Annotated in this window: 25 protein-coding genes and 1 tRNA gene; 7 read left to right on the top strand and 19 right to left on the bottom strand. The window is 69.1% G+C overall.

Annotation, left to right across the window (positions count from 1 at the left end; translation table 11 throughout):
• Positions 1 to 199: 199 nt before the first annotated feature.
• Entirely contained in the window at positions 200 to 1,015 is an 816-nt protein-coding gene (locus OG730_RS22440) for a sulfite exporter TauE/SafE family protein (RefSeq protein WP_327305915.1), read from the bottom strand.
• Between the two features lie 338 nt (positions 1,016 to 1,353).
• A complete protein-coding gene (locus OG730_RS22435) occupies positions 1,354 to 1,686 on the bottom strand; it encodes a hypothetical protein (protein WP_327253768.1) in 333 nt (110 codons plus the stop codon).
• Positions 1,687 to 2,503: 817 nt separating this feature from the next.
• Between OG730_RS22435 and OG730_RS22430 the strand changes: the two genes are divergently transcribed.
• The gene (locus OG730_RS22430; protein WP_327305914.1) at positions 2,504 to 2,653 is read left to right on the top strand and encodes an early set domain-containing protein; all 150 of its coding nucleotides are present in this window, start codon (positions 2,504 to 2,506) and stop codon (positions 2,651 to 2,653) included.
• A gap of 102 nt (positions 2,654 to 2,755) precedes the next feature.
• Positions 2,756 to 3,028, top strand: a complete 273-nt coding sequence (locus OG730_RS22425; RefSeq protein ID WP_327305913.1) for a hypothetical protein — start codon at positions 2,756 to 2,758, stop codon at positions 3,026 to 3,028.
• 412 nt (positions 3,029 to 3,440) lie between these two features.
• Here the strand turns inward: OG730_RS22425 and OG730_RS22420 are convergent, their stop codons facing one another.
• Positions 3,441 to 3,764 carry a hypothetical protein gene (locus OG730_RS22420; protein WP_327305912.1) on the bottom strand — a complete coding sequence of 108 codons (324 nt, stop codon included), beginning with the start codon at positions 3,762 to 3,764 and terminating at the stop codon, positions 3,441 to 3,443.
• A gap of 99 nt (positions 3,765 to 3,863) precedes the next feature.
• Entirely contained in the window at positions 3,864 to 4,025 is a 162-nt protein-coding gene (locus tag OG730_RS22415) for a hypothetical protein (protein ID WP_327305911.1), read from the bottom strand.
• Between the two features lie 304 nt (positions 4,026 to 4,329).
• Here OG730_RS22415 and OG730_RS22410 point away from each other — a divergent pair, with 304 nt between their 5' ends.
• A complete protein-coding gene (locus tag OG730_RS22410; RefSeq protein WP_327305910.1) occupies positions 4,330 to 5,379 on the top strand; it encodes an amidinotransferase in 1,050 nt (349 codons plus the stop codon).
• A 1,455-nt stretch (positions 5,380 to 6,834) separates the two neighbouring features.
• Here OG730_RS22410 and OG730_RS22405 read toward each other — a convergent pair.
• The 7 genes from OG730_RS22405 to OG730_RS22375 all read right to left on the bottom strand — a co-directional run bounded on the left by OG730_RS22405 (position 6,835) and on the right by OG730_RS22375 (position 12,093).
• Positions 6,835 to 7,377 carry an ATP-binding protein gene (locus tag OG730_RS22405; RefSeq protein WP_327305909.1) on the bottom strand — a complete coding sequence of 181 codons (543 nt, stop codon included), beginning with the start codon at positions 7,375 to 7,377 and terminating at the stop codon, positions 6,835 to 6,837.
• Positions 7,378 to 7,488: 111 nt separating this feature from the next.
• Positions 7,489 to 8,226, bottom strand: coding sequence for a class I SAM-dependent methyltransferase (locus tag OG730_RS22400; protein ID WP_327253762.1), 738 nt, complete (start codon positions 8,224 to 8,226; stop codon positions 7,489 to 7,491).
• A 60-nt stretch (positions 8,227 to 8,286) separates the two neighbouring features.
• The gene (locus OG730_RS22395; protein WP_327305908.1) at positions 8,287 to 9,678 is read right to left on the bottom strand and encodes a hypothetical protein; all 1,392 of its coding nucleotides are present in this window, start codon (positions 9,676 to 9,678) and stop codon (positions 8,287 to 8,289) included.
• Between the two features lie 2 nt (positions 9,679 to 9,680).
• Positions 9,681 to 10,445, bottom strand: a complete 765-nt coding sequence (locus OG730_RS22390; protein WP_327305907.1) for a hypothetical protein — start codon at positions 10,443 to 10,445, stop codon at positions 9,681 to 9,683.
• A gap of 40 nt (positions 10,446 to 10,485) precedes the next feature.
• Complete coding sequence (locus OG730_RS22385) at positions 10,486 to 11,070, bottom strand: CYTH domain-containing protein (RefSeq protein WP_327305906.1); 585 nt, start codon at positions 11,068 to 11,070, stop codon at positions 10,486 to 10,488.
• A 133-nt stretch (positions 11,071 to 11,203) separates the two neighbouring features.
• On the bottom strand, positions 11,204 to 11,503 hold the full coding sequence (locus OG730_RS22380) for a hypothetical protein (protein ID WP_327305905.1): 300 nt from the start codon (positions 11,501 to 11,503) through the stop codon (positions 11,204 to 11,206).
• An 80-nt stretch (positions 11,504 to 11,583) separates the two neighbouring features.
• The gene (locus OG730_RS22375; protein WP_327305904.1) at positions 11,584 to 12,093 is read right to left on the bottom strand and encodes a nucleoside-diphosphate kinase; all 510 of its coding nucleotides are present in this window, start codon (positions 12,091 to 12,093) and stop codon (positions 11,584 to 11,586) included.
• A gap of 407 nt (positions 12,094 to 12,500) precedes the next feature.
• Between OG730_RS22375 and OG730_RS22370 the strand changes: the two genes are divergently transcribed.
• A complete protein-coding gene (locus OG730_RS22370; RefSeq protein ID WP_327305903.1) occupies positions 12,501 to 13,160 on the top strand; it encodes an NUDIX hydrolase in 660 nt (219 codons plus the stop codon).
• Entirely contained in the window at positions 13,157 to 13,570 is a 414-nt protein-coding gene (locus OG730_RS22365) for an NUDIX hydrolase (RefSeq protein ID WP_327305902.1), read from the top strand. Before OG730_RS22370 ends, OG730_RS22365 begins: the two co-directional genes overlap by 4 nt.
• Positions 13,571 to 13,663: 93 nt before the next feature.
• Here the strand turns inward: OG730_RS22365 and OG730_RS22360 are convergent, their stop codons facing one another.
• The 6 genes from OG730_RS22360 to OG730_RS22335 form a co-directional block, all read right to left on the bottom strand.
• The gene (locus OG730_RS22360; RefSeq protein WP_327305901.1) at positions 13,664 to 14,533 is read right to left on the bottom strand and encodes a ParB N-terminal domain-containing protein; all 870 of its coding nucleotides are present in this window, start codon (positions 14,531 to 14,533) and stop codon (positions 13,664 to 13,666) included.
• A gap of 149 nt (positions 14,534 to 14,682) precedes the next feature.
• Positions 14,683 to 16,350 carry a relaxase/mobilization nuclease domain-containing protein gene (locus tag OG730_RS22355; protein ID WP_327305900.1) on the bottom strand — a complete coding sequence of 556 codons (1,668 nt, stop codon included), beginning with the start codon at positions 16,348 to 16,350 and terminating at the stop codon, positions 14,683 to 14,685.
• Positions 16,351 to 16,875: a plasmid mobilization relaxosome protein MobC gene (locus tag OG730_RS22350; protein ID WP_327305899.1), complete on the bottom strand. Its 525-nt coding sequence runs from the start codon at positions 16,873 to 16,875 to the stop codon at positions 16,351 to 16,353. It lies immediately after the preceding gene.
• 241 nt (positions 16,876 to 17,116) lie between these two features.
• Positions 17,117 to 18,061, bottom strand: a complete 945-nt coding sequence (locus tag OG730_RS22345) for a DUF2637 domain-containing protein (RefSeq protein ID WP_327305898.1) — start codon at positions 18,059 to 18,061, stop codon at positions 17,117 to 17,119.
• 633 nt (positions 18,062 to 18,694) lie between these two features.
• Positions 18,695 to 19,999: a DUF3631 domain-containing protein gene (locus tag OG730_RS22340; RefSeq protein ID WP_442814984.1), complete on the bottom strand. Its 1,305-nt coding sequence runs from the start codon at positions 19,997 to 19,999 to the stop codon at positions 18,695 to 18,697.
• Positions 20,000 to 20,241: 242 nt separating this feature from the next.
• Positions 20,242 to 20,436 carry a hypothetical protein gene (locus tag OG730_RS22335; RefSeq protein ID WP_112453767.1) on the bottom strand — a complete coding sequence of 65 codons (195 nt, stop codon included), beginning with the start codon at positions 20,434 to 20,436 and terminating at the stop codon, positions 20,242 to 20,244.
• Between the two features lie 129 nt (positions 20,437 to 20,565).
• Between OG730_RS22335 and OG730_RS22330 the strand changes: the two genes are divergently transcribed.
• Both OG730_RS22330 and OG730_RS22325 read left to right on the top strand, forming a co-directional pair.
• Positions 20,566 to 21,243: a helix-turn-helix domain-containing protein gene (locus OG730_RS22330; RefSeq protein ID WP_442814983.1), complete on the top strand. Its 678-nt coding sequence runs from the start codon at positions 20,566 to 20,568 to the stop codon at positions 21,241 to 21,243.
• Complete coding sequence (locus OG730_RS22325) at positions 21,240 to 22,754, top strand: site-specific integrase (RefSeq protein WP_327305895.1); 1,515 nt, start codon at positions 21,240 to 21,242, stop codon at positions 22,752 to 22,754. Before OG730_RS22330 ends, OG730_RS22325 begins: the two co-directional genes overlap by 4 nt.
• 133 nt (positions 22,755 to 22,887) lie before the next feature.
• On the opposite strand, the gene OG730_RS22320 is transcribed toward OG730_RS22325, so the two are convergent.
• Both OG730_RS22320 and OG730_RS22315 read right to left on the bottom strand, forming a co-directional pair.
• Positions 22,888 to 22,960, bottom strand: a tRNA-Lys gene (locus OG730_RS22320).
• 185 nt (positions 22,961 to 23,145) lie between these two features.
• Complete coding sequence (locus tag OG730_RS22315; protein ID WP_327305894.1) at positions 23,146 to 25,599, bottom strand: DEAD/DEAH box helicase; 2,454 nt, start codon at positions 25,597 to 25,599, stop codon at positions 23,146 to 23,148.
• Between the last annotated feature and the right edge of the window lie 218 nt (positions 25,600 to 25,817).

The raw sequence follows: 25,817 nt of genomic DNA, 5'->3' as shown, positions 1-25,817 counted from the left end.
GTCGTTTGATCCGCGCCAGACCGGGCCGTGCCAGCACGTCCGCTCACGCATCGCTCACGCATTTTGCGGCGCTGACCAGGCCTCTTCCCGCTCGCTTGCACGCAGGGCGGTGTCTGACAGGTCAGGCGCGTGGGAGGTCGGCGTCGATGATCACGAGAACGCGAGGCACCCGGCGAGGGTCGGGAGAGGCTCGTCGCAGTCAGTCGTGACGGGCCAGCTTGACCGCGGAGACAAGCAGGATCACGGCCAGCAGGGGGATGAGGATCAGGTCCGGGAACACGCCGAGCAGTACCCCGCCCAGAACGGCGCCGGCGATCGAGCCTGCGGCCATGACCGCGATGAAACGGAGGTTGGCGCCGAGGACGGCGAAGCTGCCGTCGCGGCTGTAGCGAGCGAAGGCCACCAGCATGGTTGGCAGGGAGACCAGAAGGGAGAGACTTCCGGCGGTTTTGATGCCTACCCCGAACAGCAGCACGATCGTCGGGATCAGCAGCTCACCGCCCGCCACGCCCATGATCGCCGCGATTACGCCGATCCCGAACCCGGCCACGACACCAGCAGGCACCTGCGCCCACAGCGGCAGCGCGAGCGCGTCCAGGGCGGTGGTGTGCGTGACCACCAGGGCGGCGGCCATGAGCACCATCAACGCCGCGAGGACCTTGTACAGGGTGGCGGAGCGCATTCGTACTGCCCAGGTGGCTCCTACCCAGGCGCCGACCAAGCTGCCGGCCAACAGGTTGACCGCGACCGGCCAGCGTGCGGCCACCTCGGCGGCCGGGACCGCAGCCAGCCGGGCGGGCAACGCGACCAGGACCACGACCAGGCTCATCGCCTTGTTCAAGATGACCGCAGAGAGCGCCGCGAACCCGAAGAGGCCGATCAGCAGCGGCAGGCGGAACTCCGCGCCGCCCAGACCGATCATCCCGCCCAGAACGCCGATGGCTGCTCCCGCACCGAAGACGACGGGCGCCGATCGCATCGAGCCGAGGGAGGCAAGGTTCTGGTCTGTGCGCATGACGGGCATCCTCGCTGGTCACGAACCCGCCCGCTACAGACCCACCCCGCCTTCGGGGAAAACCACCGGATACCCGCCCAGGACTTGTCAGGATCTCCGACCACCGGATTCGACCCGGCCCCTGTCGGTGGCCAGTTGGAACTCCCCACCCGCGGCCTCCTGGTGGGGAGTCACGTGGCCACGCTTGAAATCACAGTCAGTGACGACGCCTGGCCGATCTTCGAGTCGGCCGGTACACGAATCCGCAAGACGGTTTGGCTCGCCTCCCAAGGCCGTGGGCAGCCTGCACCAGCAGCGTGCGGCCGTACTGTGCGGCGAGCTGGCGGGGCGGGGGCGCCCTACTCGTCCGCGTCGACCAGTGTGGTGCTGATCTCTGCTCCTGCGTCCAAGTACGCCTGCGTCACGTCGGTCTGGATGGTTGCGTAGACCGTCTCTCCCGGCGGGACCGTGCCGAACACCAAGGCGAACCGGGTTACGTCCTCCCCGTTAGTTTCGATGACGGTGACGTTCTCCGACGCGGAAAGGATGTTGAACGCTGGGGCAAAGGCCCACGTATAGGTGTCGCAGACGAGCGGCACGTCCGCCGTGTTCTTCACGCCCCACTGCCACCCATCCCCATCAGGGTTCGCGACCAGGTTGTAGTCATTCTCGAAGATGAGGCGAGAGTCCATAATTTTTTCCTTTGCGGATGAGTTGCGCACGCTCAAGTGGATCAAGCCAGCCTAGGAATCACACATCAACACAGGTCAGACGGTTTCCGGCCAACCATGCACGCAACTCGCCAGACGGCACGCTGTGCGGTTAACGAGAGCACTCGGCCGCAGCGGCAGCCCCATCAGCGGTTACTGCTCGTGTTCAGCGCGTAGGGGCGTGGGGAACGTAACTGCCCGCAGGTGGGGGCCGTCACCGGGGAATCGGTGGCCGTACGTGGGGAAAGGATCTTGGCCACTGTCAGGCCCCTCTGACCCTGCCCAGCAGGCCTGGTGCTGTCGGAACTCGTGACATTCAGCGCGGGCCACGGTCGCCAACCGCCTCCCAATCCACTGACCAAGTGCTGGCCGTTCCCGTTCCCGTGGACAAAGCCAGCCGTTGGTCGGTCGCGAAGGAAAACGCGAACAGGCGCGAACAGGTTGGTGTCGCGGAAGCCGGACGTGTCCTGCTGGGGTGGGGTGGCTGCCGCTCCTGAGCCGGCCACCCGAGCCCTTCTCAGGTCGTCTGCCCGCCCTCTTCGGACGCCGATTCGATGTAGGTCTTGGTCCGGTTGGGTGGCGGAGGACGCCAGGGCCGTGTCGTGGGTGGTGCCCGCGCGCGGATCGGGGTGGGATGGCTCTGCCCCAGGGTCGCGGCCGTCCCGAACGACGGCCGCAGCAGGCCGTCTCCTTGCCGTGGAAGATGTCACGTCGCCCGGGGGCCGGGAGACGGCCCTGCGGGCGCGGGGCCGTCTTATTCTTCCCGCCTCAATGACTGGCACCCGGCATCCACGCCCCGGTGCCCCGCAAGGACGGCAAGCAGGCTGTCACCGTGGAACTGCCCAGCAGCAGCACGCACTCCTTTCGCTATTTGGCTGCCGGGGACTACTGGTTCAACGACGACAGCCACGGGGACCATGAGGGCACCAACAGCCGCCTTCACACCTGACGAGTCCGGGCCGCCCCGCCGCCGGCGCGGCCGGATGGCGGCCATCGTGGGCCGTGGGGGTCGTCAGCCGTCACGAGCGAGGACGTGGATCGTTGCCTCGGCATGACCGACTTCATGGTGCAGATTCCTGCTGACTGGCTTGCCCGGGTGTTCCTCTCACTGCGGCGTGGCACGTCGGACGACGCACACACCCTGGCGGCAGAACTTCAGCCGTTCACGGAAAAGCCGGGCCAGCGGGTCCCCGTGCCCAGAGCGACGATCCTGCGCACCGAGCTCGCACTGCGCGGCGAACTGCGGCAGGTGAACGAGGACGAGCGGCGCCAAAGGCTCTCCGAGGAAGCCGCATACCTGATCAACGCCCGCCTGGGGCAGTAGGAGCTGCAGGCGCCACACGGGCGTAGGCCGCGCTGAACATCCACGTCACAACCCGCCGTTCGCTACGGCCGCGCGGGCGGAGTTCCGTGGGATGGACCCGCTCAGGCGCCGTCCGGCTGTGTGCCGACGGGACCCCACCGCATGTTGGTGTCAGGCGGACAGCGACTCAGCGACGGGTCATCGGCCGCAGGGCCTCGGGCCGCAGGGCGATGCCTTGCCGTCGACTTGGAGGACGAGCATGGTGGACGCGGTCCCCGGCATTCGCGCCGTGGCCCGGCACAGCCTCGTCTGTTACTGGCAGCACGTGCACGTCCTGCCCGCACAACTCCGCGAGCACGAGCGTTGTCGCCCGGCCTGGCGAGCAGGACAGGGCGTGCCGCGCCGAGGGCCCCGGCGCGGCCTGGGCGAGATCTCAGTTCGCCTGGGCGTTCTGCCAGACGACCCGCCCGTTGATCTGCACCGTACCGGTCAGGTCTTCGGGAAGGACGGCGGTGATCGTGCCCTCGGATTTCTCTCCGGCCCCCAGCGTTTCCCATCGGCTCTTGACGACCTCGCCGACGACCTCGGAGGGCCCGGTCAGGCGGTCGAACATCACCGTCGGCGTCACACGGTGCGTGAGCACCACCTTGGTGACCGGCTGGGTGCCGTTGTTGACGATGGCCCAGTGCCAGGTGACGATGTCCCCCTCCTCGGAGATCTCGGGGGCTTCGTAGGTGAACTCGACTACCTCGGCCATGACGGTGCCTTCCCACAGGGGTGCGCGGACCGCGCACGTAACCCGGTGATCATCCTCGGAGCGGCCGGCGGCATGTGGCCGCTTCGCCGATCTTCACCTTCAGGAGCGGTGATCGTTCCACGCCCGCCCGCGGTCAGCGATCACCCGCGTGGTCACCGTGGCACCCTGTGGCCCGATGGCGTCGAACGTCTGCCACAGCAGCTCGTCCAGCCGCGCGCCGGCCGGGGCGAGCGACCGGTGGGGTTCCAGCCGCCTGACCATCAGGGGGCTCGGCCCATCGGTCTGATCGACGCGAGTCCCTCGGAGAGTCTGACCTCTATATCGGCAGGTCGAGCTTCAGGCTCAGACACTTGGCCGAGCAGACCACTTCGCGTATGGGGGGCCGCGCTGTGGGCTGTCGGGCGAACACAGCTTCCCCGATTCGAGTGGACTCTCAGCGAAGGCATCGCCTTGCCCGCTGCTGGCGGCTAATGATGGCCAGGGCGCATCACCGGCTGAATCGGTGGGCTGCCCGGACCGCACCGCTGTGGGGGCAGCGATGCCCTGGCCGCCCGGGAGAGCCGTCATGATCGTGGTGGACGCGTGCGACGAGTGGAGTCCGCTGCGCGAAGTGGTGGTCGGCACGGCGTACGGGGCGATGTTCCCCAACGAGGACCCCCGCATGATCGAGGCGACCATGCCCCGCGAGCACTGGGCGGAGTTCCGGCCCGGCCACCCCTTCCCGTCCTGGATCGTGGAAGCCGCGGAGCAGGAGCTGCAAGCCCTCGCGGAACTGCTGGAGAGCTTGGGCTCAGTAGTGCACCGGCCGCGTCGCGTGCCCTGGTCGGGCCTGGACGGCTACTGCGCCGCCATGCCGCGCGACTCACTGCTCGTCATGGGCAACCGTGTCATCGAGGCACCGATGGCCTGGCGCAGCCGCCGCCACGAACTGCTCGCCTACTGGCCACTCCTTCAACAATTCCGCCAATCGGGTGCACGCTGGCTGCCGTCAGCGGTGGACCTGGCCGTCGACCCCCTCACCAGTGGCCCGTCCCGCTCGGGCCACTGGGTGATCGGCGAGGGACGACCAGCCTGGGACGCCGCCGATTTCCTCCGCCTGGGGCCTCGTACCCTCGTGGGCCAGCTCAGCCACGTCACCAACCGCTCGGGTATCGCACACCTGCGCACCCAACTCGGCCCCGACACCCGCGTCCATCTGATCCAGCCGGACGATCCGCACGCCATGCACATCGACGCGACGCTGTGCCCACTGCGCGAGGGGCTGGCCCTGTACAACCCGGAGCGGCTCGATCCCGCCCAGCTTGCCGGTTCCCCGATGGACGGCTGGGAGCTGGTCCCCGCCCCTGTCCCCGAGCTTCGCGACAGCCCCCCGCTCTACATGACCAGCCCCTGGGTCAGCATGAACCTGCTCGTGGTCGACCACCAGCACGTCCTCACCGAGGCCCGCGACGAAAAGCTCCAGGCACTGCTCGTCTCCTACGGCATGACTCCGCTGGCCGTGCCCTTCCGCAACGTCCAGGCGCTGGGAGGCTCCTTCCACTGCGCCACCCTCGACCTACGCAGGGACCGCCACCACACCGAAACCCGCGGCAACGCAGGCCCAACCGGCGGATAGAACCGTCCCAACGCTCATGCCTCTGGTGCGCAGGGCCTGCATCGGGAGCACGCCGTATTCGTGCCGTAACCCGGAGGAATCTCATGCGTTGATCAAGGCACGACGGCCGAGGGCTCCGTCGGCGGCGGACTGGCCGGACTTTGGTTGGGCACCGGCCGGTCTCCCGTCCCCAATTTTGGTGTTGCCGGAGATGGGGCGCCGGGGTGGCTGCGACAGCGCGTGCGGTGAAGGCGCAGTCGTCTGCGGCTGACTGTTGCGTCAGTCCTTACCTGGTGGGTTCCCGTTCCGGTTAGGGGTCTGTCTCACGCCCCTCTTCGGGGAGCAGGTGGCATAAAAGCCATGGCAGACGCCTCGGCCTGCCATGCGTAGGGCAGAGGGGGTTGGGGTGCGCCCCAACCCGCTCGGTACGCGCCTTGCCAGCCAGCCGTGGCTGGGTATCCGCCTACGTGTCCGTACGGGCTCGCCTGCACAGGGGAAAAGGGCCGGAATCGCAAATGCTCCTCACCGGAACGATCGCCGGGAAGGGCACGGAAGGAATGAACGTGCTCTGCGTACAGCGCATCGTAGATCGGAGTCAGCGAGCCAGCAGTGGGATTTTCCCAATAGTGCACTGGGCGCGCGGAGGGGATGGCGGCCTGATAGGGCTGACGGCCAGGCGGGGGATACGTATGCACGCCCTCCCAACGATACCGGCTGCGCCCGGATACGGGCGTGCCCGAGGAGAAGAGGCATGAGTTTCCCATCGGGCCGTGGCTCGGGCCGGAAAATGGCCTGCAACTTCGACCCGCCGAGACTGGTGGACGCACAGAGGGTGGCGCCCAGTGCTGAAATCACACTCGTATCTTGCGCAAGAAGAACATCCCGATCGATCACGTTCGCCTAGAAACGCACAAAGCATTTCCCACAATAGAACTTCAAAGCCTGTTGCACGGCTACGCCACGCAGAATCCTGGCGAGCTCGCATCCATGATGGCCACGCCGAGTCGACCATTTGGGCCTGCTCAAGCCCTCGACCGCGCCGCCGGTGGCCCCAGAAGGCCGGCGCTATGGGCCCCGCGACCCCCTCTGCCGTCACGGCCATGCGAGCGCAGTGCGTGCGGTGGGACGTGTGGAGGCCCTATGGGTGGGCAGCGGCCTTCGTGGCTGGCCTTCAGCCAGGTCTGCCCAGTAACCGGATCCGCCTCACACCCGGTGGAAACGGATCGTGAAAATCGGCTGTAGCTGAACGCACCGACTGCCGTGGGCGCCCTGACCTCGATGTCTTCACAACCGGACGGTGCCGCGGGATTGTCTCGACGAGGGTGCGCCGGGTACGCATTGGCATCACCTCTACAGGACAGCCAGTTCTGAGAGCGACCGCGCCAACCCACGGACCTGCGACTCCGTTAGCAGCAGCGAGCCTGCCCATCGACCTCGCCGTCGGTTACCACCGGATGTGAGACAGGGCCGTTCCTTTTACAGTCCCCAGCAGTCTTCTAGAGCTCCCGCAGGGCGGTCAGGACTTTGTCCGAGGAGGAGCGGGGTCGTATCGAGTCGGCCATCAGCCAGTTCAGTGAGGGCGGTCGTAGGGCGGGCCGATACCTCGGCCCAGACGAACTTGCCAGGGTAGGGACGGCGGGGGTGGTAGCCCCAGCGGGTGGCCATGGTTGCGGTGAGCAGGAGGCCACGGCCGCCCAGGGCGCCGTCGCTGGGGGACTGGGGCGTCGGCGGGCGGGGGTCGTTGTCGCCGACCTGGAGGACGACGCCCGTCGGGGTTGGCCAGAGGCGCAGGAGGATTGTGTCCGGAGCGGGCAGTGCGGCGTCTGGTGGCCCCAGTGGACGTGCGTGTTGGATGGCGTTGGTTGCGAGCTCCGAGACGAGAAGACGGGCCACCTCGGTGCCTTCGGCGGGGAAGTGCCAGCGTTGGAGTACGTCGACGGTGTGGCAACGGGCCCAGTAGACGGCGTTCGGGATGGCTGCGAGCGCGAGATCGCTGACGGGAGGCAAGGGCTGGCTCATGCGGGTGGCTTCCTCGACGGCGTGGCCGGGTGGCGTGCGGTGTGCCGTGGGCTGAGGGGCGGCCTCCGGGCGGCGGGAGGGGTGCCTCCCGGGGGCTCGCCGGTTCTCGGGCTACTTCGTCGCGATCACGTAGACGCTGCCCCAGCGGCGTTTCGGGTTGGCCATGGTGGGGTCGAAGGTCCAGGGCTCGACGGTGGTGAAGCCAGCCTCGGTGAAGAGCTGGACGAGCTTCTCGTGGTCGTAGGCCCATAGGTGCTGGGTGTACGTGGGGTCGTCGTCCTGGTCGCGGAAGACGAGGTTGACGAGGTCGAGCTGGGTGTTGATGTCCCCAAGGCAATTCCGCTTGGCGTACCAGCGCTCGATCATCTCGGCGGAGGCGTCGAGGGAGCCGGGGTAGTGGCTGAGGGCGAAAGCGGCGTCGGGGACGCCCGTGATGATCTGGCCGCCGGGCGCGAGGACGCGGTGGGCCTCGATGGCGTACTGCTTAGCCGAGTGGGGGTAGTCGATGTGCTCCAGGAAGTGCTCGGAGAACAGCGTCTGGGCGGTGTTGTCGTGCAGGGGGATGCCCTCGCGGACGTCCCAGAGAAGGTCGGCCGGCGGGACGGCGTCGATGTTGAAGAAGCCGTCGATCCGGTGGGCGCCGCCGCCGATCTGGACCTTGGCGGGCTTGAGGTCGATGCGGCCGTTGGGCCAGGCGCGCCGGCTCGTGTGGTGGTAGCGGTGGAGTTCGATCTCGCGGGCAGCGGCGCGTAGGCCGCGGGCCAGCCCGTGGGTGGTGGCCGGGTCGTCGAGGAGGGAGGCGATCTGCTCGCCGAGGAGGTCGACTGAGGGCATGCCGGAGTTGCTCATGACAGGACTCCTGATCATGAAGGGGTTGGGGTGAGGTGGTGCTTTGGGTGAGGTGGTGGGTTACGCGGCGCTGGGGGCCGGGGCCCACTGCTTGTTGCGCATCAGCGTGTACTTGATGTCCACGAGGCGCGGGGCGATGGTGAGGGAGAGCTCCTCGGCCGGGTGGAGGTGGCCGGTGTCGTCCTGCTCGGCGCGCCAGATGCGGTATGCCAGGTTGGGGTAGGCCGGGTTGATGCCGATCTCGCCCTTGGGCATCGTGCCGTTGAACGGGGCGACGATGTCCATGTGGTTCCAGTAGTTCCAGGCTTGCAGCGCCTTGTACTGGTCGAAGTAGAAGTAGAAGTCGGGGTAACGGCCGAAGGTGCGCAGCTCCCGGTGGATGAGGTGGCCCAGGAGCGGGCCGAGCTGGGTGGCGAGGGCGTCGAACTCCCAGCGGGTGTGGTGCCAGGCTTCGGGGATCTCGCCAGGGGTGAAGAGCCGTGCGGCCACGAGGTGGCTGATGCGCTCGACGAGGTACGTGGCGGCGTGCTCGGGGTCGATGGCGGGATCGACACGGCGGAGGAGCGCGGCCAGCTGGTCGGGCCGGGGGCGGAACTTCGCGAGGTCGAACTTGCCGGACAGGGCAGGGAAGGAGGCGAACAGCAGGTCCTTGTAGAGCCAGTTGTTCAGCTCCCCCAGTTCCGCCAGGCGGCGGGTGTGGCGCGAGGTGGAGTGGAGCATCAGGTACTCCGCCAAGGCCTCGAAGTAGAGGTAGCCGAGGATCGGGAGGCGGGGGATGGTCTCGTCGAGCTGCCGGAGGAAGGCTTTCGGAGCGATGGCTGTGCCCTGGTAGGCCACGGCGGCGGCGGTGGCGAGGAAGGCGGCCGAGTTCTTGACGCGGGCCACGACGGTCTCGCGGAGCTGGTGCCGCTCGTTCTTGCTGAGCAGGTATTCGAGGTGGCTGTAGATCTGCAGATGGATGAGGCCCAGCCGGAGGTAGTCGATGCCGGCCAGCCCCCGGTACGACTCCGGCGGCGTGTCGATCTCGATGATCAGTGGCGTGGGCCTGCGGTCGGTGATGCCGAGCTTGGCCAGGAAGGCCGGCGCCTCCCTGGTCAGGACGTACGAGGCCAGGTTGTGCATGCGGAAGCCCTGCTCGGTCGGGGTGAGCGGGGCGCAGTAGATGCTTCCGACGAGGCAGCCGCCGGAGGGGTAGAGCATGCCCTCCTGGTTGATCTCCTCCAGTGCGTGGGTGACGTGGAGGAGGTGCAGCTTGCCCTCGCCGCTCAGGGCGTCGAAGAGGGCGTTGCGGCGCAGCAGCTGGCCGTTCGGGGTGTCCTCCGCGAGGCGGTGGTCCCATGCGGCGGACTGGGCCGCGAGTGGGTCGACGGGGTCGGCAGGGCTGGGGATGAGGCCGCTGCCGTAGAAGGCGTGGGCATCGGCCCACAGGTGGTAGGCGTCGAGGAAGTCCATGGTCACACCAGCCCTGCCTGGGCCAGCGCGAAGCGGACGGCCTCGGGGCTGCTGGCCCCTGCCAGGTGGGCCTTCTCGGAGGTGAGGACCAGGTCGAAGGCCAGGCCCCGGTGCCGGTCGAAGGCCGGCTCCCGGACGTGCCGGGCGTCCGGCCACCAGGTGGCCTTCGGCAGCCGATACCGGTCAAGGGCATCGGCGGCCTTCAGGATGTCCGCCAGCGACTCCGCCTTCGAGTGGTCGTGCCAGTCGTCGACGGTGAAAGCGTCGTACGGGACGTCGTGAAGGCGGACGGCGGTCGCCGCCTGCACGATCCGGCGGGGGGTGGCTGTGAGGTCGAAGTGGCCCCACACGGTGTCCGCGTTCGCGGCGAGCCAGATGGCCGCCCGGGCGCCGTGCCCCTGGTCGTCCTTGTCGTGACGGCGCTGGCAGTCGTGGACGGCCGCGGCCACGACCACCGTGGCGGTGTCGGCATCGTCGAGCCCGTGGCTGTCGGCGAGTACGGCAGCCAGCGCGGCCGTACGCATGCTGTGACGGACGCCGTGGATCGAGGTGTACAGGCGAGGCGTCGCCATCCAGGCGGCTGGCAGCGCGGACTGCTTCAGTAGAACCCGCGCGGTCGAAGCCAAGGCCGGCTGCGCTGTCTTCGTGAAGTCGGGCCGGTTCTCTTCGATCCACTCGACGGTGGCCCGGTCCATGTACTGGTGGAGCGGCAGCTGCCGACGGGCAGCCTGGTCGATCAGGGTTGCGGTTGCTGGGGTCGTGCTCATGTGTGCCCACCCCCTTGGTGGTCTCCGCGGTGACGTGCTCCTACCTGAGGGGCGCGGCCTGCTGCTCGCGCTCCTTCCGCTCCTGCTCGGCGGCCTCGAAGGCAGCGGTGAAGTCGGCCAGCTCCCGCTCGGTCATCAGCGTGATGCCCAGCTCCGCCGCCACATCCATGATCTTGGCCGTTGCTTCGTCGCGGGTGGCGTCCGAGGCTTCGTCGTCGAGCAGTAGCTCGAACTCGGCGTGGTAGCCCCATGCCTCGCTCCACTTGACCGCGATCTCGATGCCGTCGAAGCGGTAGTTGTGCCGGAAGTTGAAAGCCTCGTGCATGGCGGCCTCGAAGCCGAGACTGTTGAACACCTTCACCGCGGCGGACACGTCGGCGGGGGCGATCGCGAACTCCGTCTCCGCGAATGCGGAGCCCTGTCCGATCTTGCTCCCCTTGAGGGTGATCTTGGCGGTGCCGGCGGCGGTGTTGTCGGTGACCTTCAGCAGCTGGTCGGGCAGCACGTAGAAGTAGATGTGCTTGTCGTCGTTGCCGAGGTCCTCGCCATCCTCCTTCAGGCGGGCGACCAGCTGGTCGTGGGACTCCTTGGGGAAGCGGGCCCGCATCTCGATCTCGATGGCCACGGGGTGGTGTCTCCTCGTTTCAGGCATGGCGAAGCCAGCCGGACCCTGCCGTGGGGGCCTGTCCGGTTGGCCACGCGCTGTGAAATTGGTGCTCAGGGTGGTGCGGCTGGGCCGGGGCCCCGCCGCTCGTGTGTCAGCCCAGGTCGCCGAAGCGGGCCTGGACCACACCGGAGTGCAGGTACGTGGGCAGCTGGACGCCGCCCACCGACGAGCGGCTCGTGGCGACCTGCTCCTCCGTCTCGCTGGGGAAGCCCTCCAGGAGGCGGAGGCACTGCTGGACCCACTCACGGGACGCGGGCCAGTCGCCCAGGTCGCGGTGGCGTACCGCCAGGGCATAGGCGGTCTCGGTCGCCGCCCAGCGGTCGCTCACCAGCTCACGCTGGAAGATCGACTCCAGCTCGTCGGTGGAGGCCAGGCGGGTCTGGTTGGTCATGGTGCCCTCTCAGGTCAGACGTTCGTACCCCAGTGGTGTTCAACGCGTCGGCGTCCCACCGGTGACGCCGCACTCCGCCGTCAGTACGTGTAGATCTCGGCCAGCGTCTTGTAGTCCTGCAGCTCGTCCTTCTCGAACCACAGCTCCACCTCCTGCTTGGCCTCCTCCGCATTGCCGGAGGCGTGCACGAGGTTCGCGACCGCCTTGCCGGAGGCGACGCTGGCCGCGGCGCTGTAGTGCGACAGGTCGCCTCGCACGGTGCCGGCGGGGGCCTGGTTCGGATAGGTGCTTCCGACGATCTTGCGGACCGTGGCGATGGCGTCGTAGCCCTCCAGCACCAGGGCGATGACCGGCCCCTGCTGCATGAATGTGGAGGTGACGTTATAGACCTCCGATCCGAGCCGTTCTTCCAGGTCGAAGTAGTGGCGGCGAGTGAATTCCTCGTCCATCCACTTCATCTTCGTTCCGACGATCTTCAGTGCGGCGTCCTCGAACCGCGTGATGACCCTGCCTGCCAGGCCACGCGCCAGCGCATCGGGCTTCAGTAGGACGAGCGTGCGCTCCACGGTGTGTGCCTGATCCTCGGGCATTGTCTCCCTTTCGCCTTGCTAGCAACCGGAGATGACGGGCAATCAGCCGTCACCTGCTGAGGTTACCGGCGTCGGTGAAGCGGCTGGGACGAGCAGCGGTGTCCCGTGGCGATCAGAGGTGGATGGGGCCTCTGCAGAGACTGGATCAAGGAATCGAATTCAGCCAACTTCTCTGTCCCTCCTATCCGAAGAAGGCGCGCATCTAATATCTCCCTGTGGTCGTCCGGCGGCCTTGCGCCTCTCGATTGGGCTCTGGATCCGGAACGTCGATCAGGTGATTCCTTGCCCCGGTGACTCCGATTCTTCCGGGGTGCGCGCTGCGCGACCATGAAGCGCCAGTGCAGTTGGAGTGCACCTTCGGCACACGGGTTCCTGCACCGAGAGCGGCGACGACGAAGGGGCGGCGCGTGGAGGTCATCGAGCTCTGGAACGGGCGGTACGCATGCATGCTCCAGTCCGCGCTCCGGCTCACCAACGAGCAGTTCGCTGCCCAGCTCGGCATCGCCGTCCGAACCGTCGCGGCCTGGCACGCCGACCCCGCCGTCGTGCCGCGTAAGGAGATGCAACAACTCCTGGACTCAGCCCACGAGCAGGCCCCGTCGGCAGCCCGTCAGCGGTTCTCCCTCGTGGTCGCGAACGAGCACCGACCTGCCGCGCCGAGCCCCGTCGGCGCCCAGGCGCTCCGGGTCGCTATCGCCGTGGTCACTCGTGACGATCAGGTCCTGCTGGTGTGCCGACGGCACGACGACGCATCGGGCATCACCTGGCAGTTCCCCGCCGGTGTGATCAAGCCCGGAGGCAAGGCCGAGACCACCACGGTGCGGGAAACCTTGGACGAGACAGGGGTCCACTGCGCCGTGCGCGAGCACCTGGGCAGCCGCCTCCACCCGGTGACCGGAGTGCTCTGCGACTACTTCCTATGCGAGTACCTGGCGGGAGAGGCTGCCAACGCCGACGTCGAGGAGAACGCGGACGTCATGTGGGTTCCGAAAAACTCCCTGACCCGGTTCATCCCCGTCGATACGATCTTCCCACCCATCCTGGCAGTCCTGGAGGAGCAGACGTGACGCAGCAGAACGCTGAGGAGCGACCGGGCATCGCCGCAGCCATCGTGGTGCATGAGGGACGTGTGCTCATGGTGCGGCGCCGGGTCAGCGAGGGCCAGCTCTCCTGGCAGTTTCCGGCCGGCGAGGTCGAGCCGGGCGAGGCCCGCGAGGCAGCCGCTGTCCGTGAGACCCAGGAGGAGACGGGCCTGGACGTGGAGGCCGTCAAGTTGCTCGGTGAGCGGGTCCACCCGGCCACGGGTCGGCTGATGTCCTACACGGCCTGCGAGGTGGTCGGTGGCAGTGCTTACGTAGCGGACACCGACGAGCTGGCGGAGCTCGCGTGGGTTGCCCACGCCGAGATCCCGCAGTACGTCCCGTACGGCCTCTTCGACCCGGTCCAGCAGCACCTGGACTCCGCTCTTCAGCGCTGACCACGCGCAAGCCACCCTCGCCCAAGCCTTCGGCTACGAGTGCCGCCTCAGGGCCAACGCGTCGAACGTTGGCCCTGAGGCACGTTCACGTTGTCAGCCTCGGGCCATCAGTCGCGCGACGAGAGCGCGTGCTTCTGGTGTGAGGCCGTCGAGTATCTCCTGTGTGTAGGGGGTGTCGGGTCGGGTTGCGAGGTCGTGGACGGCGGTCCAGTTCTCGGCAATCAGTTGCAGGGCCTGCTGTGTGCGGAGGATGGCCTCGTGCCGACAGGTGAGGTGTTCCTCGGCGAGCTGGGCTGCCTGCCCCCAGGTGATGTCGCCGCGGTCGGCGAGCGGGCTGAAGGCGGGTGTGGCGTCGCGGTCGGCGAGGAGGAGTGCGTCGCAGTCCCTCACGAGCTGGCGGAGCCGTTCCCCTTCGAGTCGCCTGTCGAGGGCGGCGATGGCGGCGTCAAGGGTGAGGTGGCCCTCGGCTGCATTCTCGGCGAGGTCGGGGGCGTGCTGTTGCAGGCGTTCGTTCTGGGCGAGGAGGGCCTCGGTGTGGGTTTTGCGTTCGCGGGCCTGGTCGTGGGCGGCGTCGAGGCCGAGTGTGCCGAGGCGTACTCGTTCGGCGAGGTCGGGGGCGTGCTGGAGTACGACGTTGGCGGCGGAGAGGCGGCTGCGGCTGATGTCGTGGAGCTTGGCCTGGGTCCGCAAGGAGTGTCCCGAAACGGAACACGCCATGGCGGTGATCATGGCCTGCTGGCCCTTGCTGATGTGTCGGCGGACGATGTTGTTGCTGAAGATCAGGCGGGTGGGGTTGCCGCCGTCGTATGTGGTGAAACGGGGTTCGATGCCGGCGAGTTTGCAGGCGACGAGGCGGTTGCGGCCATCGAGGACGACGCCGTCGCGGTCGAGGATGATCGGCTTGTGCTGGCCCTCGGTCTTGATGGACTCGGCGAGGTCGTGCAGTTCGCCCTCGGTGAGCATCGGGAAGGTGTCGGCGTAGGGGTGGATCTTCAGGGGTGGCTCCTTGTCGGCTGGTGTTGCTGCAGGCCCGGGAGGGTGCGGCGGGTGCGGGCTGAGGTATGCCGTTGCTGGGGGAGCTCGGGCTGAGGGACGCGGTGGGGCGGCTGGTGTCATCGGGTCCTGCGGGGGCGGTCGGCGGAGGTGGCAGGTTTGGTGACCCGGGGCGGGGCTGACCTGCGTGCGGCACCTGTGGCGGGTTGGGGGTTCAGGTCGGCGATGCGGTGCAGTCGCCAGACGAGGACTTCGCTGAGGGAGCCGGCGGTGTCGAGCTCCCGGTGACGGGCGGCCTGGGTGAGCAGGGCGGCGGGGTCGTGGCCGGCGGCTGTCGTGTTGGTGAGGGTGGCGGCGAGGGCGGGCCAGCCGGGTTCGGCGAGGATCTGCTCAGCCAGGTCCGGCAGGGCCTGGCTGACGAGGACGGCCTGCCTCTGTTGCACGGGTAGAGCCAGGCGCAGGCCGCGTTGGTGGATCGCGGTCAGGGGCTGGCTGGTGGCTGCCTGGTAGACGGCGTGCAGGTGTTCGGCTGTCTGGCGGGCGGCTTCGGCCTGCTGGTCGTGGTGGCGGGTGTGGTGCCAGTGCTGTGCTGCGACGACGGCCAGAAGGACGGCGTCGAGGAGGATCGCGAGGAGGGCTCCGTCCTTGGGCGCGGGTTCACGGACGATCGCCTTGATGGCCCGGCGTGTGGCCCGCGCTTGCTGGTGGCGGGCGCGGATGCGGGAACGGCTGGCCCGCTCGAATGTGGCCGCTGCCTGAGCGAGCTGCGGCTTGTACGCGGCGGGGGCGATCAGGGGGAGGACGTCGAGGGTTTCGGCGAGCACGGTGATGTGCGCCTGGCCCGCAGGGTCATCGGTCTCCGTCAGCAGATCGGGGATACGGTCGGCCGCTGCGGTGACCTGCTGCCACGCCGTACGCCGACGCCCAGGGTGCCGATCTGTGGAAGCGGTTTCGGTGGGCGCAAGGCGTTCGCTGATCTTCGGATAGGACAGGTCGGGTCCGAGGGTGGAACCGGAGAACCACACGGGCTCACCCTGGGCGTTGGTGTCACCGGGGAGGGCGACCTTGTAGCCGCGGATGTCGCCGGAGGGGAAGTGCTGGATGTCCACCAGCACCTTGGTGCTGCGGAGGATGGTGAAGAACTCCTCGGTGCTGGTGGCAGCCGCTACCGCGGTACGGACGGTGGCGCGCAGCCTCTCGCGGGGCGTAGTGGCCGTACCGGTGCGGCGGGCCTTCTCCTGTTCGGCGCGGGTCGGCTTCTTGGCTGCGGTGCGGTCGCCGAGTGTGACCTGGCGCAGGCCGTACTCCTTCTCGATCGCGGCCAGTTCCTTGTGGGCGCGGAGGTAGTCGTTCCAGTTGCGGGGTTTGGTGAGGTCGCCTCGGACCTTGGTGGCCACGATGTGGATGTGGTCCTCCGCGTGGCGGACCGCGACCCACCGGCAGGCGTCAGGGTCGCCTGCCGGCGCGATGCCGGTGGCGTTGAGGACCCGGCGGGCGATCGTGGCCCACTCGTCGTCGGACAGGGTTCGGTCTTCGGGCGCGGCCCGGACCGAGCAGTGCCACACGTGCTTCTCCGGGGCGCGGTCGCCTGCCTGCTTCACCCGCAGGTCGAGGGCGCTGGCGAGGCGGGCGAGGGTGGCCGTCTCGTCGCGGCCGGGGTCGGGGGCGAAGCCGTCCCACGAGGCCACGAGGTGGGGGTCGGTGTGCTCGTTGGCGCGGCCGGGTCCGTAGAGGTAGTTCAGGACGCCTCGGGTGTTGGCGCCGGCCTTGCCGATCTTCGCGATCAATCAGGCCGCCCGCTTCGCGATGGCCGTCCGGCCGGCGGCGAGTTCGATCGCTTCGGCAGCAGTCCGGGCGAGGGCGAGGACACGTTCGGCCTGGGCCAGGACGGCACTGTCCACAGGGTGGGGACGGCCGCCGGAGTTGAGCTTGAAGGCGATCTGGTTGACGTTGTTGCCGATCGGGGCGATCTCCGCGCGCAGGGCGACGAGTTCGTCGATCAGGTCGTCGTGGGACGTGCGCTGGCCGGGGATCTCAAAGTGGCCGTCGAGGTAGGCCATGACGATCGCGCCGACGAGGTGCGCGCCGGCGAGGCCGAGGCGACGGGCCTCGGCGAGGATCTCCGTCTTCTCGTCGGCGCTGTAGCGGACGTCGACACGCTGGGTGCGCTGGACTTCCTGACGGGCACGGCGGCGGGCGACGCGGTACAGCGCGGCCGTGTCAGCGGCACGTACGACGACCGGTAGTCCGGCGTCGAGGACCGCCCCCTCCTGCCCCGGTGCGCCCTCGCGCCGGGGTTCTGTCTCCGCCACCCCCGGGGCGGAGGCTGCGTTGGACCGGCCCTTGGACGGTCCAACGCCATACCTTGCTGGGCTGTTGAGGCCGGTGATCATCTCATTCTGGGTGGTGGGAAGTTCGCGGTGCGCATCGTGCATGGATCGGTTCTCCGTGGGGTGCTGGTGCCGGGTGGTTGGCTGTGCGCGGCCCCGTGCTCGGTTGCACGGGGTCACGGGAAGAGCCGGAAGGGCCAGGCGGTCGGTGCCCTTACGGGGGTCAGACGGCGCTGGTGGGGAAGGCGGCTTCGTCGAGTCCGTCGAGTGGCCCGGCCTGGCCGGTCCGCTCGGCCTGCAGCTGGTCGCGCAGGCTGCGGGCGCGGATCTGGCCGATCCGTAGTTCGCTGCGCAGACGCTCGGCGGTCAGCTGGTCGTCGCTCCAGTCGGCGGTCAGGAGCTGAGCCTCGGCGAGAATTTCGGCGTCTGTGCGGGTGCGGTCGGTGGTCGACTTGGCGGCGGCGGGGACCCGACCGGTCGCCCGACGCGGGGCGGCTCCGGTCGACTCCGCCACGGCAGCCGACCGGGGCGGTCGGGCAGGGGGAGCGGGAGCCGATTCGTCGGCCTCGGTCGGCCCCGTCGAGGGCGCCTCGGCGACCTTCGTGGGGGTCGATTCGGTCGGCTGCTCGGGGGCCGACTCGGCCTGGTCAGACCTCGACTGTGCGGCCTGCTCGCTGGCCGACTCGTCAGCCTGCGGGCTAACCGACTGGTCAGAGGCCACTTCGGCAGCGTCGGCCGACTCTGGGTTGTGGTGCAGCACTTTCGCCACGAGGTCCGAGCCGAAGTAGATCGACCCGACCGGGAGTGAGGTCGCCAGCAGTACGAGGGCCCAGTTCGCGGGATCCCAGTTGGCCAGTCGGCCCCACTGAACCGACGCCGTGTGCAGGGCCGGAACGAGGCCGTGCACGTAGTTCAACAGGAGGCTGGCGATCGTGTAGGCAGCCAGGACCCGCAGCGCGAACTTGCGGTCGGCGCCGGTCAGCACGAGCGCGGCGACCAGCGCGAGGGCCATCAGCCCGTCGACCACGATCGGGTAGAGCAGGGCGGCAGTGGCGTCTGCGCCGATGGCGCGGGCCACGTCGGACAGCGCGTTCCACGAGACCCGGAAGGCCATGAGGACGACGGCCACCAGGCCGATGACGAGGGTGATGCGTCCCTTGTGGTTCACGCGATGACCGCGCGGCGCATCCGCGGTGGGTGTGGACAAGCGGCTGTACTCCAAGGGCAGGGATGGGGGCGGCCTCACCTGTACCGGGGCAGGGCCGGGCAGGGCTGGGCTGGGCCGCCTGAGGGTGGCGGGTCCCGTTGCGACTCGTCGCAGGCCTGGTCAGCGCAGGTACGGGTGGAGTCCTGATGTCGAGTCGACTCGTCTCACCGGCCCGATACTGCGTGCCGGGCCGGTGAGACGAGTGGGGTACGGGTCGGGACGGATACCGACCCGTACCAGCTCCGGGGAGTCCCTTACCGGTGGCCGCACGCCATGGCTGGCGGGTTTGGCTAGGTCAGAGGCCTGCTGATGTCGCTTCGGCTCGTCGTCGTCTTCCCGCTCGTCCCCGCGCCGGGTCGCGCAGGGACGAGTGGGACGGGACGCGACGGAGGGATGGGGCGGCCTCACCCGTACCGGGGCAGGGCAGGGCTGGGTGAGGGGCAACTCGGGGTGGCGCGGTCTCGTTGCGACTCGTCGCCGGGCTGGTCAGAGCAGGTACGGGTCGAGTCTTGATGTCGAGTCGACTCGTTGCGGGCCTGCCACTCGTCCCTGGGTTGACCTGCGATGCGACGGGACGCGACGGGTCGTGCCGGGTCAGGCGCCGGTGGCGGACCCCGGCTGGGGTGCCGGCTTTGGCTGGGGGCAGTAGCGCGCCCAGGCGTCGGTGAACTGCTCGCGGGTGAAGCCCTTGGCCTGGTCGCCGTTGTGGAAACGGCGGTTGGCCGAGCTGATGTTGTAGTCCTGCAACAGGATCCCCAGGCCCCGGGCGGTCAGGCCCTTGGCCGTGTACTGCTCCCAGGCCGTTTCCTCGTCCTGGTTCAGGATGTCCAGCAGCCGGGCGGTGCGCATCACCGGCGGATCGCCCTCGCCCGCGAAGGCGCGTCGGATGTCGGCGAGGAGGCGGATGCCCGTACCGCCACTGTCCTGGTCCCGCTGCGCCTCATGGCTCGTCATCACCGCGCAGGCGGTGCGGGCCAGGATCGGCCATTCGCCGCCCGCGAGGTCGGCGACGGCGACCAGCGGCTCCCACGTATCGGCGGCCCGGTCCTCCACCGGCATCGGCGGTGCCAGCTCCATCGCCGCGGCGTGGAGCGGGGCCAGCCAGGCCACGAGTCGGTCGCGCAGGGCGTGGAGGGCGGGGATGTCGCGGGCGCTGCGGAACTCGGCGACCTTCTCGCCCGGCCCGCGCCGCCGCATCCGGATCACCACCGACCGGTCCATGATCGTGTCGGGGAGGTCGCCGATGCCGGCGAGCGCAGCCATGGCGAAGGTGGGGAACTTCGACACCTCATGGTTCGGGCCGGACACGCGCAGGGTCGGGCGGTTGCGCTGATGGCCCGCGTTCAGCAGGCCGCGCATCTCCTCGTTCTTCTCGGCCACCTTCGCCGACCCGAACAGCGTGTCGGCCTCATCGACCAGCAGCGTGGGCGGCGTCTCGCTGATCGACCGGAAGATCGCGGCAGCCGAGGCGTTCACCGTCACCAGCGGATCGTGGACCGTCTCCGTGACCACATCCAGCAGCCGCGACTTCCCGCAGCGTTTCGCCGGACCGACCACCGCCAGACGCGGCGCATGCTGCCAAGCGGTCTGCAGATGCGTGGCCGCTACCCACAAGGTCACCGCCGTGAAGGCGTCCTCGCTGGGCAGTACGACATACCGCCGAAGCTGGCCCCGCAGCTCCGCCAGCACCTGCTCGCCCTCACGAAGCGGCCCGATCGGGCGTGGCTTCGCCTCGGCAGGCCGGTCCTGTGCTGCGGGGGGCTGGGGTGTTGCCGCCTCCACAGGCCGGGGGTCTTGGAGGTGGGAGCCCGGGCGGCCGGGTATCGCGGTCACGGGCCAGGGCTCGTTGGTAGCGGCGGGCGTGGGTGCGGACTCGGCGTCGGGGGTGGTGGGTTCCAAGTGGCAGCTCCTTGTTGGGTGGTTGCGGGCATGCGGCAGCGGCCGGGCACCGGGTTGCCGGGTGGTTCGCGGGTGGGGGAGGTGACGGGGGCCGCCTGTGGCGTTGGCCCGCCAGGCGTTTCGCCCTCGCTCGCGGGCAGTCAGCTGCGGCGGGGGAAGACGAACAGTACGTCCGGCCCCGGGCACAGTCCAGCGTTTCTGTGTCAGCTCCGCGCAGAATCGTCTGCTAACGTGCCGCCCCCTCAAGCGGCCAGACCGAGCAGGTCCAGCAGGTCGGCGGTCACCACTCGGTAGGCGTTGCCCATCCGCAGCACCTTGCACGGGTACTGGCCTCGCTTCGCCAGCTCGTACCCCTTGCTCCGCCCGAGACCCAGAGCCCGGTTGCCCGTGTCCAGGTCAACGGCCACGGGAAGGGCCATCAGCTCCTCCCGGCCCATCCCCTTCACCCGGCTTGCGGTCCTTTCGTCGCGCACGAGGCGCTCCTCTCGTCACAGCCCACGGCGAACACGTCATCGCGTCCGGCTCCAGGCGTATGACTTCCACGGTAAGAAAGTTATTGTGTCTTCGTGACACAACATCGTTTGGATGATGAAGACGAGGACGACTTCCCCGAATGGGTCGACCGCATCAAGAACAACGTCGCCGGCGAAGTGCGGCGGCGAAGGAAGGAGATGGGATGGAGCGCGCAGCGGCTGGCAGAGCGATGTGAGGAGCTCGGCCATCCCATCCCGCGCAACGTGATCGCCAACCTGGAATCAGGCCGCAGGGCCAACCTGCCCCTGGTCGACGTCATGATCTTGGCCGCCGCCCTGTATACGTCCCCGATCTGCCTGATCTTCCCCATCGGTTACGTCGAGGAGACCCAGGAACTTCCCTTCCGCCACCCCATCTCGACCTGGGACGCCATGCGGATGTTCACCGGCGAGGAACCGGGCTACTACTCCGACGCCGGGCTGATCCCCGACTTCAACCGCCACGCCAGCCTGGTCCGCACCATCGAGGCCGCCCTGCGCGAAGCGGAACGAGCCGGTTTCGCCGCCGAGACGGCGGCCAACCCCGCCCAGCGCGAGGAAGCCGAACGCAAGAGGGACAGCTACAACGCACAGGTCAAAGAGGCCACCTGGCAACTCCAGATGGTCCGCGGACAGATCCGCGACGAAGCCGCCACCCCGCCAGAACTGCCACCAGCACTCGCCGACATCGACCCACCCGATGACGGCACCGACGAAGAGGACGACATTTGAAGGGCTCCACCCACCGCCGCTGCTACTGCCGCGACCCGAAGACCGGCAAGCCGCTTGGCAAGACGTGCCCCAAGCTGTCCAGCCGCAAGCACGGCTCCTACTCCGTACGCCAGGAACTCCCGCCCCGCGAGGACGGCACCCGCCGCTCCTTCAACCGCGCCGGGTACGAGAGCCTGAAGGCGGCGCAGGCCGACCTGGACCACGCACGTGCTCTCCTGGGCATACCGGCGGCGGACGACCCCGAGAGCGTCGCCAGCATCGCGGCACTCCTGGAGCAAGTGGCCGATGAGAAGGCGCCGCTCCCTGACGTCGAGGAGACCCGGCGCCGACTGCGGGCCGGAACCTCGCTCCTCGGGTCGATCACCGTCGGCGAATGGCTGGACCGCTGGCTCGCGTCGAAGAAGACGCGCAAGACCACGACGAACGGCTACGCCTCCCACATCCGCGTCCACCTCCGGCCCCGCATCGGGCATCTCCGCCTCGACCGGCTGAACGTCGCCCACTTGGTCGAGATGTTCGACGCCCTTGCCGATGCCAACGAGGCGATCGAGGCCCACAACCTGGCCCGGCGCGAGCAGATCGCCCGCTGCAAGCCGAGCAAGGCCGGCAGGCCGGTCGCGGCCGAGCGGGCACTCCTGGCCGCCGAGCGGGCCAAGCTCGCCGCGATGGAGCCCTTCCGGAAGCCCACGGGGCCCGCGACCCGGCAGAGCATCCGCCGCACCCTGCGGGCGGCGCTGAACGGAGCGATACGCCAGCAGCTCATCATCTTCAACCCGGCGTCCCACGTAGAGCTGGAGTCCGGCAAGCGCCCGAAGCCCCTGCTGTGGACAGACGCCCGCGTGGCCCGGTGGCGCCTCACCGGCGAGAAGCCCTCCCCCGTCATGGTCTGGACCCCGGCCCAGTTCGGTGCCTTCCTCGACGAGGCCGAGGGCGACCGGCTGTACGCCCTCTTCCACCTCTCCGGTACCCGCGGTCTGCGTCGCGGCGAGTGCGTCGGCCAGGACTGGTCCGACGTCGACCTGGAAGGCGGGCAGATCACGCCGGCCAAGGAGATCGTGGTGGACGGCTGGGACCCGTACGAGTCCGCACCGAAGACGGACGGCAGCGCCAGCACCATCGCGCTGGACAGCCTGAACGTGGCCGCCCTGCGGGAGCACCGCGTACGCCAGCTCGCGGAGCGGAAGAAGTGGGGTCCGGCCTGGCAGGACACAGGCAAGGTCTTCACCCAGGAGGACGGCTCCTGGCTCCACCCCGGCACGGCGTCGGAGACCTTCCGGCAGATACTCGCCCGCACCGATCTGCCGCCGATCACCCTTCGTGATCTACGCCACGTCTCGGCCACCCTCACCCACGGCGGTGGCGGCGACCTCCACACGATCAAGGAGACGCTCCGGCACTCCACGATCACGCTGACCTCGGACACGTACACGAGCCTGCTCCCCGAGGTAGACCAGGCAGCCGCAGAAGCGGCGGCCCAGCTGGTACCTCGTGCCCGTTCGTCCGCCTCCTGACCAGGCGATGACGGTCCGTCCGCTCACGCATCGCTCACGCACGGGCCCGGAAACGACTGAGCGCCCCACCCAATCGGAACCGGGTGGGGCGCTCAGTAGCAGGTCAGAGGGGCTAACCCCTACCTGCGAGCAGTAGGCCATGTCGGACTCGAACCGACAACCAACGGATTAAAAGTCCGCTGCTCTGCCAATTGAGCTAATGGCCCTCGACGTGCTCACCCCAGAGCATAGCCGGAGAGGACCGGACAGCCGATCTCAAATCCGCTGTCCGGCCCCGACGGTGTTGGCGGAGCCGGCACCCGGCCGGTGGAACCGGTCGCCGCAACGCCGACAGGGCCCCCACGACTTCCGTCGTGGGGGCCCTGTCAGGTGGTCAGTTCAGCGGCTGGTATCAGCCGTTGCGCTTCCAGCGGGGCTTGTCGTCGCGGCGGTCGGTGCCACCGGACGGACGGTCGTCGCGGCGGAAGCCACCGGCGGCGGGACGGTCGCCACCGGAGCGGAAGCCACCGCCGGCCGGACGGTCGCCACCGGAGCGGAAGCCGCCACGGTCGCCACCACGGTCGTCACGGTTGAAGCCACCCGAGGGGCGGTCGTCACGACGGAAGCCACCACCGGCGGGACGGTCGCCACCAGAGCGGAAGCCACCGCCGGCCGGACGGTCGCCACCGGAGCGGAAGCCGCCACGGTCGCCACCACGGTCGTCACGGTTGAAGCCACCGGACGGACGGTCGTCACGACGGAAGCCACCACCGGTCGGACGGTCGCCGCCCGAGCGGAAGCCGCCACGGTCGCCACCACGGTCGTCACGGTTGAAGCCACCCGAAGGGCGGTCGTCACGACGGAAGCCACCACCGGTCGGACGGTCGCCACCAGAGCGGAAGCCACCGCCGGCCGGACGGTCGCCACCGGAGCGGAAGCCACCGGTCGGGCGGTCGCCGCCCGAGCGGAAGCCGCCACGGTCGCCACCACGGTCGTCACGGTTGAAGCCACCCGAGGGGCGGTCGTCACGACGGAAGCCACCACCGGTCGGACGGTCGCCACCAGAGCGGAAGCCGCCACGGTCGCCACCGCGGTCACCACGGTCGTCACGGCGGAAGCCGCCACGGTCGCCGCCACGGTCACCACGGTCGTCGCGACGGTTGTCACGGCGCTCGTAGTTGCCACGGTCGTCACGGCTCTGGAACGCGGGGCGCTCCTCCGCGACGGGCTCGGCCACGGCGGCCGCGACCTCGGCCTCGGCGGCCTCGACCACCTCGGCGACAGCGGCCTCCGGGTCCTCGCCGCGCTCGCGGGCGGAGCGGGCGACCAGGCGGTCGGCCTCCTCGCGCAGCTCGACGGCACGGCGGGAGAGGCGCTCCAGCTGCTTGGTGAGGTCGGCGACCTCACGCTCGGCCTGCTTCGCGGCGTTGTTCGCGGAGTCGGCCTGAACCTGGGTCAGCGAACGGGCACCGGTGATCTCGGCGACCTCGGGGTCGAAGGCGCCGACGCCCTGGACGATGTGGCGCGAGGCGTCGACGCCCGCGTCCTCCATCAGGCGGAAGATCTGGCGGCGCTGGTGCGGAAGCGCCAGCGACACGACGACACCGGACTTGCCGGCGCGGGCGGTACGGCCCGAGCGGTGCAGGTAGTCCTTGTGGTCGCCGGCCGGGTCCACGTTCAGGACCAGGTCGATGCCGTCGACGTGGATGCCGCGGGCGGCGACGTCGGTGGCGACGAGCGCGTTGACGTATCCGTCCTTGAAGTCGGCGAGGACGCGGGTACGGGCACCCTGCGTCATGCCGCCGTGCAGCGCGTCGGCCTTCACGCCGGACTCGATGAGCTGCTCGGCGATGCGGTCGGCGCCCAGCTGGGTGCGGACGAAGATGATGGTGCGGCCCTTGCGGGCGGCGATGGCGGCCGTGACCGGCGCCTTGTCCTTCGGCTTCACGACGAGGACGTGGTGCGTCATGGTCGTGACGTTGCCCTGCGCGCTGTCGACCTCGTGCGTGACGGGGTTGGTCAGGTAGCGCTTGACCAGGGTGCCGATCTCGTTCTCCATGGTGGCGGAGAAGAGCATGCGCTGGCCGCCGCCGGGGATCTGGTCGAGCAGCTCGGTGACCTCGGGCAGGAAGCCCAGGTCCGCCATCTGGTCGGCCTCGTCGAGGACCGCGACCTGGACGTTCGCCAGGGAGCAGGCGCCGCGGTTGATGATGTCGCGCAGACGGCCCGGGGTGGCGACGAGGACGTCGACACCGCGCTCCAGAGCGAAGATCTGGTTGCTCATGGAGGTACCGCCGCAGACGACCTTCATCTTGAGGCCGAGGACGTCGCCGTAGGGCTGGAGAGCGTCGGCGACCTGCATCGCGAGCTCACGCGTCGGCGTCAGGATGATCGCGCGGGGCTTCTTCTTCTCGGTGTGCCCGCCGGCCAGCGAGGCCAGGGTCGGCAGACCGAAGGAGAGGGTCTTGCCGGAGCCGGTGCGGCCACGGCCGAGGATGTCCTTGCCGGCCAGGGCGTCCGGGATGGTCGCGGCCTGGATCGGGAAGGGCGCGGTGACGCCGTTCTGCGCGAGCTTGCGCACGATGCCGTCCGGCAGACCGAGGTCGCCGAAGGTCAGGGTGGGCTCGGCGTCGGCGGAGTCGGCCGCGTCGTCGTCGTTGAAGTCTTCGGTGGAGTCCTCGAAGGAGTCGCTGGACTCGGCGGACTCGTCGGACTCGTGGTTCGTCACGTCGGCCTCGAGGGCCTCGATGATCTCGTCGGTGACGACGGCCTCAAGGGCCTCGGTGACCGCGAGGGTCTCGGCGTCGACGATCTCGTTGGAGTCGTTCTCGGGCATGACGGAACGGTCAGAACTGGAAATGGACATGCGAAATGCGAAACCTTCCGGAGTCTCGGCACGCGCCCAAACTCCGTGAATCGCAAATCGACCGCCTCAATGCGGTCAGCCACGGTTGGGGAGAGTACGCGCCACGCGGCGCTCTTCGGAGTCGGCGCCGGGCAATGGGATCAAACGATCTATAACCATACGCACCCTCCCCGGGGTCTGGCAAGTCGCTCCCCCAAAGAAGCCGCTGACCTGCGCAA

It is taken from the genome of Streptomyces sp. NBC_01298 (assembly GCF_035978755.1).
GTDB lineage: Bacteria > Actinomycetota > Actinomycetes > Streptomycetales > Streptomycetaceae > Streptomyces.
The sequence above is the reverse complement of the archived record's forward strand: the minus strand, read 5'-3'. Positions and strand labels throughout refer to the sequence as shown.